At 67.4% G+C, this 15,965-nt stretch carries 13 protein-coding genes; 5 read left to right on the top strand and 8 right to left on the bottom strand.

The features are described 5' to 3' along the window. The first annotated feature begins 231 nt into the window (after positions 1–231). On the top strand, positions 232–1,308 hold the full coding sequence (dusA, locus tag ENSA7_RS41910; RefSeq protein WP_106095035.1) for a tRNA dihydrouridine(20/20a) synthase DusA: 1,077 nt from the start codon (positions 232–234) through the stop codon (positions 1,306–1,308). Here dusA and ENSA7_RS41905 read toward each other — a convergent pair. Then, a complete protein-coding gene (locus ENSA7_RS41905) occupies positions 1,279–1,863 on the bottom strand; it encodes a hypothetical protein (RefSeq protein ID WP_146158783.1) in 585 nt (194 codons plus the stop codon). The genes dusA and ENSA7_RS41905 overlap by 30 nt on opposite strands. Before the next feature lie 114 nt (positions 1,864–1,977). Here ENSA7_RS41905 and ENSA7_RS41900 point away from each other — a divergent pair, with 114 nt between their 5' ends. From ENSA7_RS41900 to ENSA7_RS41890, 3 genes are all read left to right on the top strand, one after another. Beyond that, positions 1,978–3,174: a thiolase family protein gene (locus ENSA7_RS41900; protein WP_106095033.1), complete on the top strand. Its 1,197-nt coding sequence runs from the start codon at positions 1,978–1,980 to the stop codon at positions 3,172–3,174. Positions 3,175–3,513: 339 nt separating this feature from the next. Beyond that, positions 3,514–5,091 (top strand): DUF4215 domain-containing protein, encoded by a 1,578-nt coding sequence (locus tag ENSA7_RS41895; protein WP_106095032.1) that lies wholly within the window; start codon positions 3,514–3,516, stop codon positions 5,089–5,091. A 45-nt stretch (positions 5,092–5,136) separates the two neighbouring features. Beyond that, entirely contained in the window at positions 5,137–7,020 is a 1,884-nt protein-coding gene (locus ENSA7_RS41890) for a RecQ family ATP-dependent DNA helicase (protein WP_106095031.1), read from the top strand. On the opposite strand, the gene ENSA7_RS41885 is transcribed toward ENSA7_RS41890, so the two are convergent. Further along, the gene (locus ENSA7_RS41885) at positions 7,017–8,201 is read right to left on the bottom strand and encodes an NADH:flavin oxidoreductase (protein ID WP_106095030.1); all 1,185 of its coding nucleotides are present in this window, start codon (positions 8,199–8,201) and stop codon (positions 7,017–7,019) included. The two genes, ENSA7_RS41890 and ENSA7_RS41885, sit on opposite strands and share 4 nt — an antisense overlap. Next, on the bottom strand, positions 8,198–9,061 hold the full coding sequence (locus tag ENSA7_RS41880; RefSeq protein ID WP_181234686.1) for an SDR family NAD(P)-dependent oxidoreductase: 864 nt from the start codon (positions 9,059–9,061) through the stop codon (positions 8,198–8,200). Before ENSA7_RS41880 ends, ENSA7_RS41885 begins: the two co-directional genes overlap by 4 nt. A 72-nt stretch (positions 9,062–9,133) precedes the next feature. On the opposite strand from ENSA7_RS41880, the gene ENSA7_RS41875 reads away from it, so the two are divergent. Next, positions 9,134–10,036 (top strand): M90 family metallopeptidase, encoded by a 903-nt coding sequence (locus ENSA7_RS41875; RefSeq protein WP_181234684.1) that lies wholly within the window; start codon positions 9,134–9,136, stop codon positions 10,034–10,036. A 339-nt stretch (positions 10,037–10,375) separates the two neighbouring features. Here ENSA7_RS41875 and ENSA7_RS41870 read toward each other — a convergent pair whose 3' ends face one another. The 5 genes from ENSA7_RS41870 to ENSA7_RS41850 all read right to left on the bottom strand — a co-directional run bounded on the left by ENSA7_RS41870 (position 10,376) and on the right by ENSA7_RS41850 (position 15,845). Further along, on the bottom strand, positions 10,376–10,654 hold the full coding sequence (locus tag ENSA7_RS41870) for a hypothetical protein (protein ID WP_106095028.1): 279 nt from the start codon (positions 10,652–10,654) through the stop codon (positions 10,376–10,378). Further along, entirely contained in the window at positions 10,651–13,107 is a 2,457-nt protein-coding gene (locus ENSA7_RS41865; RefSeq protein WP_106095027.1) for an eCIS core domain-containing protein, read from the bottom strand. Before ENSA7_RS41865 ends, ENSA7_RS41870 begins: the two co-directional genes overlap by 4 nt. A gap of 600 nt (positions 13,108–13,707) precedes the next feature. Next, the gene (locus tag ENSA7_RS41860) at positions 13,708–14,316 is read right to left on the bottom strand and encodes a hypothetical protein (RefSeq protein ID WP_146158782.1); all 609 of its coding nucleotides are present in this window, start codon (positions 14,314–14,316) and stop codon (positions 13,708–13,710) included. 9 nt (positions 14,317–14,325) lie between these two features. After that, a complete protein-coding gene (locus ENSA7_RS41855) occupies positions 14,326–15,423 on the bottom strand; it encodes a glycosyltransferase family protein (protein ID WP_280524081.1) in 1,098 nt (365 codons plus the stop codon). A gap of 83 nt (positions 15,424–15,506) precedes the next feature. Then, a complete protein-coding gene (locus tag ENSA7_RS41850) occupies positions 15,507–15,845 on the bottom strand; it encodes a hypothetical protein (RefSeq protein ID WP_106095024.1) in 339 nt (112 codons plus the stop codon). Positions 15,846–15,965: the final 120 nt, after the last annotated feature.

The raw sequence follows: 15,965 nt of genomic DNA, 5'->3' as shown, positions 1-15,965 counted from the left end.
GTCTATCGGTGCACGTTCGCAGATCCAACCCCCAAAGGATCTGCGCGCGCGCCCGAGCGAGACCGCCCGACTCCCCGGCGAGACGGGCGCAACCCGCGGAGCGATCCCTAGGTAAAGCACCGACCACCCTGTCCAGTATCGCCAGTGAAATCAGATAGTTAGGTTCCGCTCGACTTCGGATCAGCGTGGCTGGTTGTGGACGCGCTCGTGCCCTAGGCTGCCCGCTCGTCGATGCCGATCCAGGACCAGCTTCGCCCCTCGAGCGAGTCGAGCAAGTCCGCTCGCGGCGTGATCCGTCCGCTGAGCGTGGCCCCAATGATGGATCGCACCGACCGGCACTTTCGCCGACTGCTGCGACTGATCAGCCGCCACACGCTGCTCTACACCGAGATGATCACGTGCCCCGCGATCCTCAACGGCGATCGAGATCACCTGCTCGGCTACGACCGAGACGCTGACCCGCTGGCGCTGCAGCTTGGCGGCGACGATCCCGAGGCGCTGGCTCGCTGCGCCGTGATCGCGGTCGAGCGTGGCTATGACGAGATCAACCTCAACGTCGGCTGCCCCTCGGATCGGGTCCAGAGCGGCAACTTCGGCGCCTGCTTGATGCGCGAGCCGGAGCGCGTGGCCGCGTGTGTGCTGGCCATGCGCGCGTGCGTGACCGTGCCCGTCACCGTCAAGCATCGGATCGGCGTCGACGAGCTCGATCGCTACGAGGACATGGCGCGCTTCGTCGAGATCGTCGCCGCCGCCGGCTGCGACCGGTTCACTGTCCACGCCCGCAAGGCCTGGCTCCACGGCGTCTCGCCCAAGCACAACCGCACGGTCCCGCCGCTGCGCTACGCCGAGGTCCACCAGCTCGCCCGCGCGTTCCCGCAGCTGGTCATCGAGATCAACGGGGGGATCCGCACCCTCGCGCAGATCCTCGAGCAGCTCGAGCACGTCGACGCCGTGATGATCGGGCGCGCGGCCTGGGATGATCCATGGATGTTCGCCGCGGCCGACCGCGCCGTGTTTGGTGAGTCCAGCGCGGCTGATTCGGCGCCGACCCGCGCTGGCGTGGTCGCGGCCTACCTCGATCACGTCGAGCAATGGTTGGCGCGCGGACACCAGCACGCAGGCTCCGGCAAGCGCCAGCGCGGAGGTCCAAGCCCGACGATCTTGCTGCGACCGCTCATGAACCTGTTCGCGGGCCGGCCTGGCGCGCGGCGCTGGAAGCAGGCGCTCAACCGCAAGTGCCAGGCACCGGTCGAGCTTCGCGAGCTGCACACGCTCGCGCTAGAGCTTGCAAGCCTCGATGTCCTTTAGGCTCTGCGCGGCGAGGATGCACTCGGCCTCCTTGTTGAACTGATCGGCGCCCTTGACCTCGATCTGGGCGCTGGCCTCGGACACACACTTGTCGCGGAGCTGCTTGAACTCGTCCGGCGACATGTTGTTGACCATCTCCCCGAGCTCGACCTTCACCAGGCCGAGCATGTGATCACACAGGGCCTCGAGCTTGGCGGTCGGCGAGGCCGCGGCCAGCAGCGAGCGCGGCTTGCCGAGGTCTTCTTCGCACTTCAGGATCGCCGCCGCGTCGACGGCCAGATCCACGCAGGTCGTGAAGGTCTGGTAGCGCGTCGACAGCTGGGTGAGGGTCTCGACGCACTCGCGCTGGACCACGTCGAGGGCCTCGGCGTCGCCGTTGTCCTTGGCCGCGACGTCGCGCACGTGCTTGCACACGATCTCGGGCTTGGCGCTCGCGCTCGCGTCAGCGTCGGCACCGGCGTCAGCCTGGGGCGGGGCGGCCACACACGCCACAGTCGAGAATGACAAGATCGAGAGTGAGCAGAGCGTGAGCGCGGCGCGAGGCAGAACGACCATCGCCAGACCGTAACAGCTCGACACGCGGAGCATAGCCGGACCTCCGGAGGATCCGCACCTCGCGTTGCTGACCGCGCCGTCAGAGCGCGGGCCGCCGTCGGTGATACTCGCGGCATGCGTTTCGACAAGGCGTTCCTGCCCGCTGGCGGCTACTGGTCCACTCCATTCTCCAAGTGGGGCGGCAGCTTCGCCAACCTGCACCCCCTGAAGTTTGCCGCGGAGGTCGCCCGCAAGGCCCTCGCGGATCGCCAGGTCGATCCCAAGGAGCTCGCCGAGCTGGTGGTCGGCTGGACGATCCCCTCGCCCAACTGCTTCTACGCGAGCCCGTGGGTCGCGGGGCTGATCGGCGCCGAAGGGGTGACCGGGGCGATCGTCTCGCAGGCCTGCGCGACCTCGGCTGCGGCGCTGGCCCACGCCGCCGCCAGGATCGAGACCAACGACAACGAAGCCACCTTGGTGCTGCTGGCCGACAAGACCTCGAACGGTCCGCACCTCGTCTACCCCAACCCGCTCGCGCCCGGCGGCAAGCCCGACGCCGAAGACTGGGTGTGGGACTCGTTCTCGCGCGACCCGTGGGCCAAGAACTCGATGCTCGAGACCGCCGAGAACGTCGCGCGCGAGGCCGGCATCACCCGCGAGCAACAAGACGCGCTGACCTTGCACCGCCACCAGCAGTACCAGCGGGCCAAGGACGAGGGCTTTCACGAGCGCTACATGGTCACCCCCGTGGAGGTCAACCCGAGCGGCCGCCGGGTCGTGGCCACGGTCGAGTATGACGAAGGCGTGTTCCCGACCTCCGCCGAGGGCCTGGCCAAGCTGCGGCCGGCGATCGGCGAAGCCGGCACGGTGACCTTTGGCAGCCAGACTCACCCGGCCGACGGCAACGCGGGCCTGCTGGTGTGCAGTCGCGAGCGAGCCGCCGCGTGGAGCCACGACGGCGACCCGATCCAGCTGCTCAGCTACGCGCAGGCCCGCGTGGAAAAGGGCTACATGGCCAAGGCGGTGGTCCCCGCCGCCAAGCGGGCGCTCGCCGACGCCGGGCTCGGGATCGGTGACATGGCCGTGATCAAGACCCACAACCCGTTCGCGGTCAACGATCTGTACTTCGCCAAGCACATGGAGATCGAGGCCGAGTCGTTCAACAACTTTGGTAGCTCGTTGATCTTCGGGCACCCGCAAGGGCCGACTGGGGCCAGGTTGATCGCGGAGGGCATCGAAGAGGCGCGCCTGCTCGGCGGTGGGCACGTGCTGTTCGCGGGCTGTGCCGCGGGCGACACCGCGGCGGCGGTGGTGCTGAAGATTCCTGGCTAGGTCATCGTGTACCTCGCGGTCAACCTGGCCGCGGGGGCGTATTGGCTCCTGCAACGTTTCGAAGAGTCGTGGTTGACGTGATCTCGGCTCCCAAGCGCAACATGCCGTTCAGACCCGCCACATGGTCATTGGGACAGTTGGCACGCGGTCTATCAACATTAGCAGCAGCGGCGGCAGCAGCGGCGTGCACGTCACCAGCATCTAGCTGAACCTCGACTCCCACCATAAACGGCATGGAGTGCGGCTGCGTGGGCGCGCAGCGGCGACGCCAAACTTTCGCGCGACGAACGGAGGAGCGTCGCAAGGCTACACCTATTCGCCTCGCCAAGGAATTCGCAAGTGGCCGCCAAGCTCATCGACTCGTTCACCTGGTCTGCTCCCCTCGTCGCCCTCGCGTTCACGCTGGCCCCAGCTTCGGCCGTGGCGGGCCCTCCGCAGCTGTCGTTCGACAGCTGGAATGGGGACAACAACGTGTCCACTCGCCCGGCTAGCCACTCGCCGGGATCACACATCACGGTTGCCAACGAGACCGAGACCCTGGCCAGCGTCGCGGTGCGGGTCGATCTCAACATTGGCGGCAGCCTCAAGTTCGTGGTCTTCAGGCACGTCGACGACAACCAGCACGAGCTGATCTACGTGAGCCAGCCCAAGTTCTTCGCCGATGATGGGATGAGCTGGAAACAATCAAACGTGTTCACCCTCGAGCTGCCCCCGGGCAATTACGACATTGGGGCGATCGCCTCGGTCGGCGGTGACTGGCAATTCGACTACGTGCCCGCGTCGATCGGCAATTTCTCGTCGCAGGTCAAGAACCCCAACTTCGCCAACTACCCGCTGCCGAACATCGAGGGCCACCACACCTCCGACGCCGCGGTGCGCCTGTACGTGATCAACCCGATCTGTGGCGACGGCGTGGTCGAGGGTAACGAAGTCTGCGACGACAACAATCACAACAACAGCGACGGGTGCCTCGACACGTGCGTGCCCGCCAGCTGCGGTGACGCCCAGGTCTGGGTCGGCCACGAGGACTGCGACGACGCCAACGACAACAATCACGACGCCTGCCTCAACACCTGCGAGGTGGCCAGCTGCGGCGACGGCTTCACCTGGGTCGGCCACGAGGACTGCGACGACGCCAACGACAACAACCACGACATCTGCCTCAACACCTGCGTGGAGGCCAGCTGCGGCGACGGCTACGTGGGTCCCGGCGAGGGCTGCGACGACGCCAACTTCGAGGACGATGACGGGTGCTCGAACACCTGCGTCGCGGCCAGCTGCGGCGATGGGATCGTCCAGCTCGACGAGGCCTGCGACGACGCCAACATGGTCGACGATGACGACTGCACCAACGCGTGCACGGCCCCGACCTGCGGCGACGGCATCGTGCAGGCCGCCGAGGGCTGCGACGACGCCAACGGCGTCAACGATGACGACTGCACCAACATGTGCACGACGCCAGCGTGCGGCGACGGGATCGTGCAAGACAGCGAGGCGTGCGACGACGGCAACCGCGAGCCCGGAGACGAGTGCACCAACGACTGTGGGTCGCCGAGCTGCGGCGACGGGATCATCCAGGCCGGGGAGGCCTGCGACGACGGCAACCAGGTCGAGGATGACGCGTGCACCAACATGTGCGCCGCGCCGACCTGCGGCGACGGCATCGTGCAGCCAGGCGAGACCTGCGACGACGGCAACACCGACGACGGTGACGGCTGTGGGTTCGACTGCACGCTCGAGGGCGACGAGTCCGGCGGTGGAGGTGACGGCGAGACGGGTGGCGAGACCGGCGACGGTCCGGCCGCGCACAACGAGGATGGCTGCCACTGCAGCAGCGACGACGAGCGACGCCGCGGGGCGCCGCTGCTGGTGTTCGGGCTTGGCCTGGCCGCCATGATCCGCCGTCGCTGGCGCTGAGGGTGGGCTTGGCTGGCGGCTGGTCCGGCGTGTTAATGTCCCGCCGTGACCAAGCCGCGTCAGCGCTCGAGCGGCCAACAGCTGGCGATGTTCTCGGGTGCGCGCGCCGAGGACGTCGTCGAGTCGAACGTCGCGTCGCTCGACGGCCCAACCCTGGTGCTGCGCGAGGTGTTTGGCCACGCCGACTTTCGGCCCGGTCAGCGACGCGCGGTCGATGCCGTGGTCGCCGGGCGCGACGCCGTCGTGCTGTTGCCCACGGGCAGCGGCAAGTCGCTGTGTTTTCAGGTCCCCGCCGTGCTGCTGGCCCGTGCCGGTCGGGGCTGCACCGTCGTCGTCTCGCCGCTGCTGGCCCTGATGCACGATCAGGTCCGAGCGCTGCGCGAGCTGGGGATCAAGGCCGAGGCGCTCAACAGCAACCTGACCGCCGCCGAGCAGCTGCGGGTCGTGCGAGCGTTCGAAGCTGGCGAGGTCGAGCTGCTGTATGTCTCGCCCGAGCGGGCCGCACAGCGCCGGTTTCGCCTGAGCCTCGAGCGGCCCCGCGTCGCGCTGGTGGCGATCGACGAGGCCCACTGCGTCAGCCAGTGGGGCCACGACTTTCGCCCCGAGTACCTGCGCCTGCACGAGCTGCGGCGGCGGGTCGCGTGCCCGGTCATCGCGTTGACGGCCACCGCCACGCGCCGGGTGCTCGACGAGCTGATCAGCGGCTTGCAGCTCGTCGATCCCGAGCGAGTCGAGGGCAGCTTCGCCCGCGCCAACCTCGAGTTCGAGGTCCACGCGATCGCGACCGACGCCGCGCGCGTGGCTGCGCTCACCCGCGCGATCGCGGCGGCCGAGCGCGGCCGCGTGATCGTGTACTGCTCCACGCGCAAGCAGACCCAGCGGGTATGCAAGGCGCTGGTCAAGGCTGGCGTGGGCGCGGGCTACTATCACGCAGGTCGGACCAAGCTGGCCCGCGAGCGGGCCGAGGCCGCGTTCGCGAGCGGAAAGAAGCGAGTCCTCGTCGCGACCAATGCGTTTGGGATGGGCGTCGACTTTCCCGACGTTCGCCTGTTGGTCCACTTTGCGACGCCCGGCAGCGTCGAGGCTTACTATCAGGAGGCCGGCCGGGCCGGGCGTGACGGGCACGCCTCGCGCTGCGTGTTGTTCTACGGCGCGTCGGATCTGATGACCCAGCGCCGTCTGGGGATCCCCAAGCGCAGCTCGGCGAGCCAGCGCGCGCGGGTCGAGTCGGCCCTCGACGCGATGGTCGCGTACGTGCGCACGCGAGCCTGTCGGCAGCAAGCCATGAGCGAGTACTTCGGCGCCACCGAGGCGGCCGAGCCGTGCGGACGCTGTGACTGCTGCCGCGGCGAAGCGACGCCGATCGTCGCCAAGCCCGTCGCCGCCGTCGCAACCCCAGTCCCCGCCGGGCTCGCCGAGGCGATCCTCACCGCGCTGCAGGATCTTCAGAAACCGACCGGACGGCTCAACCTCACCCGCGCGCTGCGAGGGTCGAAGGCCAAGTCGATGCGTCAGCTCGGGCTCGATCGGTTTGCGCATCATGGCGCCTTCGCTGACCACAAAGAGGCCGAGGTCCTCGCGGCTCTCGACGCGCTGTTGGCCAGCGGCGCCCTCGTCATCAAGGGTCGCAAGTACGAGAAGCTGTGGGTCGCTGGCGCCACGCAGTCGCCGACCCCAGGCCGCGCGCCCGCGAGTCGGAAGGGTCGGGCACGCAGCGAGCTCGCCCGCGAGCTCGAGAACTACCGGCGCCGCGTGGCTCGTCGGCTCGCGTGCAAGCCGTACATGGTGTTCCATCGCAAGGTGATCGCCGCGGTCGATCGCCAGCGGCCGCAGACCCTCGAGGATCTGGCCCGGGTCCCTGGCCTGGGCGCGATCAAGATCGATGAATACGGTGAGGACATCCTCGACCTCACACGCCGACTTGGCTAGCCAAGCACGCAGCGCACGCCGTCTCGGTCCATCTCGGCCACGCACACGTTGCAGTGCGTACATGCCGAGCGAGTGACCTGCCCCGACTCGAGCTCGTTCACGAAGTTGGGGTTCTCGAGCAGCGCCCGGCCGATCGCAACCAGCTCGAAGCCCTCGTTCATCGCGGTCGCAAGGTTGTCAGCCGAGACCACGCCACCGAGCAGACACAGGGGCATCGACACCGCCCGCCGAATCTCGCGGGCCAGCGGCAAGAAGAACAGCTCCTCGAACGGGTGGGCCTCGATCACCGACGGCCCGAACACCCGCAGCGCGACGCGCTGCATCGGATTGCGCTCGACCGCGATCATCTCGCGCAGCGGCCGATCACCGCGGAGCAGGTAGAACGCCGAGCGGCTGACGATCCCGCCGCTGAGCACCAGCGCGTCGACGCCCTCGCGCTCGAGCGCCTGGGCGATCTCGACCGCCTCGTCGATCTCGAGCCCGCCGGGGACATCATCGCGAAGGTTGGTCTTGCACAGGATCGGCACCTGCGATCCAACGGCGCTGCGCACCGCACGAACCACCGCGAGCGGCAGCCGCAGCCGGTTCTCGAGCGACCCGCCCCACTGATCACGGCGGCGGTTGATCGCGGGCGACAGGAACTGGCTGAGCAGGTAGCCGTGGCCCATGTGCAGCTCGATCGCGTCGAACCCAGCCGCGCACGCGCGCCGGGCCGCGAGCGCGAACTGCTGGGGGATCGCCTCGAGCTCGGGCGCGCGCATGGCCTTGGTCCAGACCAGACCCTGCAGCAAGCCGTAGCGGTTGAGCTCGCGCGAGGGTCCAAGCGGGCCGGGTGGCGCGAGCCGACGCTGGGCGAGATCCTTGGAGAACCCGCCGCAGTGGCCCAGCTGGATCGACGCGGCCGCCCCCGCCTCATGGACCGCCGCCGTCAGCGGACGCAGCTGAGTCACCAGCGCCTCGGACATGACGAGCTGATCGGCGAAGGTGCGCCCGTGCGACGCGGTGGCGCAGTAGGCCAGCGTGGTCATGCCCACGCCGCCCCGGGCGAGCGCGGCGTGATGCTCGATGAGGCTCGGGCTCGGGACCCCGCCAGGGCTCATGCCCTCGAAGGTCGCCGACTTGATCACCCGGTTGCGCAGCGTCAGCCCGGCGAGGCGCGTGGGGGTCAGCGCGCGCCTCACCGTTGCTCGAGCTCCTGCGCTGGGCTGGCCTCACCAGCGCCGATCCACGCGCGCCGCCCGGCCCCCCAGACCAGCGCCCGCATGGCCCCGCGGACCAGCGACGGCGCGACCCGAACGCCCACCCGCAGCAGCAGCGCATCGGGCCCGCTCGCGACCTCCGCCCAATTCCAGCGCACCGCTCGCACGACCTTGCGGGCGACCCACGCGGGCGGATAGCCGTACGCCAACAGCTGGCGCGACAACGCCGAGCTCAGCGCCAGATCACGACTGGCCGCGACCCCGACGATGTTGGTCCGCGTGGCCCCAGGCAGCACACAGGTCACGCCGATCCCCTGCCCCACCAGCTCCGAGCGCAGCGCGGCCGAGAACCCGCGGACCGCGAACTTCGTCGCGCAGTACAGCGTCTGCCATGGCATCCCGGCCAACCCGGCGATGCTCGAGAGGTTGACGATGTGCGCGCGGGGCCGCTCGCGCAGAGCGGGCAAGAACACCCGGCAGCCATCGATGACGGCCCGCAGGTTGACCGCGATCACGCGGTCGATCTCGTCGTCGCTGGTGTGCTCGAGGCTCGCGAACACCGTCAGACCCGCGTTGTTGATCAGCACGTCGACGCGCCCATGCGCCGCCAAGATCTGATCCCGGGCCCGCTCGAGATCGCCGCGAACCCGCACGTCGACCACGTGGGTCGACACCGCGGCCCCCTGCTCCCGCAGCGAGCGAGCCACGCCGTCGATCGCCTCGCCGTCGAGGTCGAGCAGCGCCAGCTTGCACCCGCGGCGCACGAACCCATGCGCGAGCGCCCGACCGATCCCGCCGCCGGCCCCCGTGATCACCACCAGCGTGTCGCCCAGCGCCCGCACCGTCGATCGCCAGCCTACCCGATCGGTCGGTCCGTCTCTATCGAGTCGTCGACCCGGCGCTATGCTGGCGCGGTGCAGGTCTGGCCCGCGAACAAGATCCGTGTGCACCTCGGCGTCGCGCTGAGCTTCGCCGCGCTCGGACTGATCGGCGCGCTCGCCTCGGCGTGGTCGTGGCCCAATGCGGTGGTCGGCGCGGTGGTCGGCGCGGTGCTGGGTGCGGGCTGGTACCTGTGGATGGCCGGCACCTACCACAGGCGGCGATCGCTGGTCTCGACCCCATTCCCCGCTGCGTGGCGGCAGATCCTCGAGCGCCGCGTCGACTTCTATCGCCGGCTCCCGGTCGACGGCGAGGCCCGACGCCGGTTCGAAGACGACGTGCGGATCTTCTTGGCCGAGCAGAACATCTATGGCGCAGGCCAGGGCGCGCGGCAGCTCGAGATCGACGACGAGACCCGCCTGCTGATCGCGTCGTCGGCCGCGATCTTGGGCCACGGCATGCCCAAGTTCGAGTGGCCGCGCCTGCGCGACATCGTCGTGCACCCGCGCGCGTTCGACGAGGACTACGCCAGCGAGGACCACGCCAACATCACGGGCATGGTTCACTACCAGGGGCCGATCCTCTATTCGGAGCGCGACCTCGCCCTCGGGTTTCGCCGCCACGACGGGCACAACGTCGGCCTGCACGAGCTCGCGCATGTGCTCGACATGGCCGACGGCCACGTGGACGGGGTCCCGATCGGCGCGGCCTGGGCCAGCAGCGCGCCGTGGCTCGAGGTCATCACCGATCGACTCCGCAAGCTTCGGACTCACCGCTACGCCAACACCCTGCGCGACTACGCCGGGACCAATGAGGCCGAGTTCTTCGCCGTCGCGGTCGAGACCTTCTTCGAGCGACCTCACAAGCTGCGCGACAAGGATCCCGAGCTCTACGCGATGCTGCGCGACTACTTTGGCCAAGACCCCGGGGCGTCTTAGCTAGCTAGATTTCTCCGCACGTCGTGCGACCCATGGACACAGGAAATGTGTTCAGAGCCCCCTCCCAGGGGGCCACACATGCGCCTGCGAACAAACAGCCCCGAGGAGCAAAGCGACCAGACGCGCAGCGGCTGCAGTCGGCGAAGTCTAAGGTCCGTGTGGGGGTCATTTACTTGTTAGATTCCTCCGCACGTCGTGCGTCCTCTGAACACAGGAAAACGAGCCAGAACTCCCTCTCAGGGGGCCAACAAACAGCCCCGCTGCTAAACTAATATCTGAACCCGGACTGTCTCACCCTTGTTGGCACAGAGGGCAACCTGCAACACCGCCCGCAGATGCTCAGAAGGTCCAGGGGCGAAGCTTGTTGAGGTGTCCGCACTGCCGACACTGAACACCGCGAGCGTTGTTGCGGGCTTCGACGTTGCTCCCATCGATGATGCTGTTGACGACGCCGACGCCGGTGATCAGGGCGCCCGCCAACGGAAACAGCGCCCACACCGGGGACAAGAGCACGAAAAGGGTGACCGCGACGCCCAGCAGTAGCAGCGTGAGCACCGAGAAGTAGCCAGGCGGATCAGCACGGGGGCGGATCTTGCGATGACATTTCTTGCACCTCATTTGTCTTCTTCGCTGTCCGTGTCGCTTACCCAATCCCACAGCATGTATACCATCACCCCCCCGGATGCGAGACCCGCCGCCGCGAGCGGCTCGAGGGTCAAGCGCCGCCCCCAAAGCCGCGCCGTCGCCCAGGTCGTGGGTTGCCCGGCATGCTGGATTTCGGCTGGTGTAGCGATGTGAGCGCGGGTGACAATGATCGTGTTGCCCTGGCGAGTCGCCTCATCAAACATGATATCACCAAATCCGGCCTTGTGCTGCCCGAGGAGCCGCTTCATCCCACTGTACGGCCCTTCGACGGCATGGGCCTTGAACAGCTGCGCAGCCTCCCCCTGGAACACGACCAATCCCTCTTTCTTGCCAATCATCGCCTTCATGCGTTGCCAGAACGTCGTAACGGGCGTTCGTGCTCCGTACACCGCACCTTCGGTCTGCCCCCAGTAGCGGAAGGACTGCCAGATCAATTCGATGTCGTTCGCGCCGCTGAAGATAATCTGTTCGACCGTGCCAATGCGGTTCATCAGAGTTGCGACTCGAGTCGCTTCAACCTCGGTCAGGGCCATGCCCTTTTTGACCTTCTCCGAGGTCGAGCGCAGGAACGCTTGATCTTCAGCGGTGAATCGCTTGGCGCCGCGAATCAGAATCTGAGCCTCGTTCTTGGAGATATTCAATTCACTGGCGAGCTTCGCGGCCTCTTGAGACTCGACGATGAGACCGGACGCCCGCGCGGCGATAGGAATCAGGGCCAACAATCCGAAGATAACACGTACCTCGGTGCTGTACTCGTCTCCCCAGATCGACTTCCCGGCGATCGCTTCTCCGAGCATGACCACCGGCCCGACATAGGGGATGCTGTATACTACCAGCGACCCCAACACCTTGCCGCTCTCGACGACCCCCTGTTCGAACCCCTCCAGGGTTCCGACCTGCTGGGGATCGATATCCAGCAGAGGCCCGACCAGCACTACGCGTTTGGCATACTTGCCACGAGTGGACATATAGCTCGGGAGGTGGTTGCCGTGGCGCCGGAAGACCCACGTGGGCGGAGTGATGGCCTCGTCGGGCAGGCGGCCCTGGTAGGAATAGGTCAGGCTGCTGCCATGAAAATCTAGGGTCGCATCGACGGAAGTACGCTTGAATTCCTCGTTGACGAGCAAGGGACCGTTGGGGTCCTCGGGGTTGATGGCGTGGTGACGCTCGAGCTTGGACCGAGCACCGTACCGTACGGTCAGGTCCGCGTTGTTCTTACTTGCGAACCCGAACGACAAGAACCCCTTGGACTGTCGCACCACCTTGGGGGTGAAGGCGCTACCCGTCGGAAGCGGGGTCTCGATGGGGGGCCTGGGATCCTGCTTGACCTTGAACCTCAGGGTACCTCCTTCGTTGGATGCGGGGGAGCGATAGAATTGCACGACCAGGTCGAGGCCACCTTGGATCGGGACGATGAATGTCGTGTACCCCTTGCTGCGCTTGGTGGAGATCGCGGTCTTGGACTTGGGCTTACTCTTCTCCCTCTTCCGTTGTTCCTCTTTCTCCGCAATTTCGATGTCACGGACCTCGTTGCCGGCTGTCGCCTCCTCCATGGCGATCTCGACGGGAATGCTGTCCTCGAGCTCGGCTTCGACGAAGGCAACTTCCATCGGACTGTCGATCCCCGCACCAAGCATGTCTTTGTCGACGTCCGTGGTTTCGAGCGGCGCGAGAAGTTCAGCGGCCTCGGAGTCGTAGGGCGCACGCTCGCGCAGAAGGTCGATGGCGACCTGTCGCGCGACCCGGAGGTTGCGCTTTGAGACGTCCTCGTTGAGTTGCGCCACCCGAATTCCCCAAAACAAATAGGAAATGTCGCTGGTTGCGAGGCCTCGAACGATGACGCGGATTTCCTGCGCTGCTGCGTCGCGGTCTGCGAGCACGGCGAAAGCGTCTTGGAGGACCGACTCGACAGCGTGGTCTTCCCGGTGGATGAGGGAGCCTGTTTCTTGACTGGTGTGGAGCAGTTCGTGGTGGAGCGTTCGTTGCCGTTCCTGCCTGGCCCCGGCCCAGCGAGTCATGAACACGTCCGTCCCGTGGCTGAAGGCCTTGGCCTTCAGCCACGCGCCCGCGCGGTCGACCGATGGCCCCTCATGGACGTTGACGTCGGAAAGCTCACCGAGCTCGGCGGGGGGATCGAGCGATTCGGCGTCGCGTCGTGCGCTCTTCCTGGCCAGGTCCAGCGCTCCGCTTGCGTCCGTGGCAGACGGTCGCTCGCGGGTCGGACGCGGTGAGGTCGTGCGAGGTCCGAACACGGCATTGGTCGCCAGCGTGGCCTCCCGCTCGAGCGCGCTGTCTGGCGAGCTGACGCCAGTGGCGCTTGTGGTCGAAGTCGAAGCCGCCGTTCGTTGAAACGGGCGCCGTGAACCTGACTTATTCGGTCGGGCCGATGTCGCTGACTCGCGTGGTAACTTCGAGAACGTGGCCATTGCGCGAGCCTAGCTCGACGCGGGTGAGTCGGGTACTCGCCCAAGGGATGGTCTTCACCACACCGCTCTGCGCGCCACGCCCAGTCAACTAGACCTCGTCCCAGGCCGCGGCCCACCCACCCGCGTGACCAGCAGGTCGTCGACGTCCTCGATGGTCAGCTTCTTGCCGACCTTCGAGTCGCGGCCCAGCGCCGACTCGGCGATCTTGCGCTTCTCGGCCCCGAGCCGGCATGTCGATCACTGGGCGGACGGCAGCTACGGCGCACCCAAGGGACGCAAGCCACGAGTACTCCCACTCCCACGCCCGCTCGCGGGACAGCTCGACGAGCTGCTGCGTCAGCCCTCTGTGCCAAGAAGTTTGCTACCGCCGACCTGCTAGAAGAATAGTTTGGAGGCCACAGGGAGGCCGCCGCGAGCGCGGCCGTCGACGGGCTCTGAGAGCCCGTTTTTCTATGCCTGCGAGCCCAGGTCGTCTATGGGGGTCATATGGAGCCCCCTTCCAGGGGGCCACACATGCGCTCGCAAACAGCCAGCCCGTTGGGAGCGAGCGAAGCGAGTGACCGCGAAGTGCGAAGCCGCCTGTGGGGGTCATATACATCCCTAGAGCTCCGGACATGGGATCGGCATGCGCGCGTCCAGCTCGGGAAACGCCCCGGGCTGCGTGGTCGAGAAGCTCGCGCTGACCCACCACGCGCCGATGTCAGCCAGCGGGTTGCCTGCTTCGTCCGTGACCCGCGGGAACCCGGCCTCGGCGTAGTGCAGGTGGATCCCCGCCGGGATCTCCATCTCGTCGGCCAACGACAGGTTGTCGCAGACGTAGTAGGTGAGCGGATACGCCAGCGTCAGCCGCAGCTGCGAGGGATCGTCACCGGGCTCGACCAGCGACACGATCGTGAACCCGTGCCGCGGCCAGAGCCCCGACGCGTCGGCCCCCGAGCCCGGGAACCCGTCCCAAAAGTGGTGCGAGAGGTCGTAGTAGACGGTCACGCCGAGCGCATCGAGAGCGAAGCCGCTGCCCAGTCGAAAGTGCGTGACAGGATCGATGTCGGCGACGCTGGCGATCGGCTCCGAGAAGCTGAGCACCAGCGTGCTGGGGTCTTCGAACCGAGCGTCCTCGAGGACTGGCGCTGTGTTGTCCCGAGGGCCACACCCCACGGCCGGCGCGACCACACACGCACCAACCACGGCTCGCTGCAGCCTCCACGACATCGTGGAATACTAGCTCACCCCGACCACAGCGCGGCCGCGGACGCGATCGAGCACGTCCTCGATGCACTGCACCGCTTCGTCGTTGCCACAGGTGAGCAGATCGGGCCGGCGCCCGGTGTGCTGCGCGGCCCGCTGCAGGAACCCCCGCAGATCGTCGGGGCCCGGGACCCGGTGCATGATCGCCTCGCCCAGGTTCTCGCGCTTGAGGTACAGCGCGTTGAGCGTCTGCTCGAAGATCCCCCCGTTGGGCATGACCAGCAGCGGCTTGCCCAGATACAGCGCCTCCGAGATCAGCGTGAACCCGGCGGTGGAGATGACCGCCTTGGCGCTCGCGAGGTCGACCAAGAACCCGTCGATCTCGGGATCTTTGAACTCGATGTTGGGCATCGTCCGCGCGGCGTCGGGCGGCGGCTGAAAATTGTAGGCGATGAAGCGGTGCTCGGGCAGCGCCTGCATGGCCTCGATCAGCCCGACGACGCCGGTTGGATCGTTGTGATAGACGAGCACGTGATCCTCTGTGGAGGGCTCGATCTCCCGGACCGCGGCGCGCAGGATCGGCGGGACCATGGTCGCGCCCTGCTCATAGCGAAGCGGCGGGTAGAAGAACGAGCTGAGCAGCACGTGCTCGGGCTGCTGGGGCATCACCGTGTTGATGACCAGCCGGGCGACCCAGGCGTCCCAGGCGTAGCGGCGCGGGACCTCGTAGCGCGTGTGCGTGAGGATCTGCTGGTGGTTGAAGCACATCAGCGGCAGGCCCATGCGCTGGGCCGCGCGCACCGAGTAGCTCTCGAAGTCGGTGATCAGCAGGTTCGGTCGGAACGCCTCGAAGCGCTCGACGAGCCCGTCGACGACCCCGCGGGTCTCGATCGCTTTCTTGCCGACCTGCATCAGGCTGGTCCACAGCCGGATGTGGTTGTTGTGCATCAGGTGGCGCAGGACCGGGACCTCGATCACGTTGCGGCCCTGGTCGGCGAGCAGCCCACCGGCGCCACCGCCCGCACAAAACAGCAGTTCGTGACCGCGAGCTTCGAGGGCCTCGGCCATGGCCGTGACCCGCGAGCTGTGGCCGCGGCCCTGTGAAGTCAAGGCGTAGACGATCCGTGCCACAGGGGGTTGGCGGTCGCGGAGGGTATCACGCGACTCCGCGCGGTCCTCGCTCGGCTCGAACTGGGGAAGTAGGGCGGCAGAGGTCACGGCGTTGACATTTCACGCGAGCGCGCGCTCAGCAGCAGAGTTGGAACCACCCGCCGAGCCAGCACAGCGGGGCGGCGTTCGTCGGTCATGATCTGCATGGTGATGAGCTTGGGCCGCTCACTCGACTCGTTGAACGAGGTCTGCATGGTCCCGACGGCCTGCAGGCTTCGGGCGGTCCGCTCGATCCGAGCGAGCCCTCGATAAACCGACGCCGCGACCACGGCCTGTGCCGTAGCCTCGCTCTGGTTGGTGCAGCCCTGCTTGAACACGGCGATCGCAGTCGCGGCCGGATCGCCGGCGCGCAAGTCCGACACAGTACCGAAGTTGGGGCTCATTGGAAGCGCAGGCCCGGGTAGCGGGACTCCCGCGGTGCTTGACAGCCGCGCGCGACGTGGATGTGCGCGCTCGGCCCCACCCGCGATCTCGGTCGGAGGCCGCTTGACCCCGCTTGGGCC

The sequence above is a fragment of the Enhygromyxa salina genome, assembly GCF_002994635.1.
In the GTDB taxonomy this organism is placed as follows: domain Bacteria; phylum Myxococcota_A; class Polyangia; order Nannocystales; family Nannocystaceae; genus Plesiocystis; species Plesiocystis salina_B.
This window is presented reverse-complemented; position numbering and strand designations above follow the sequence as displayed.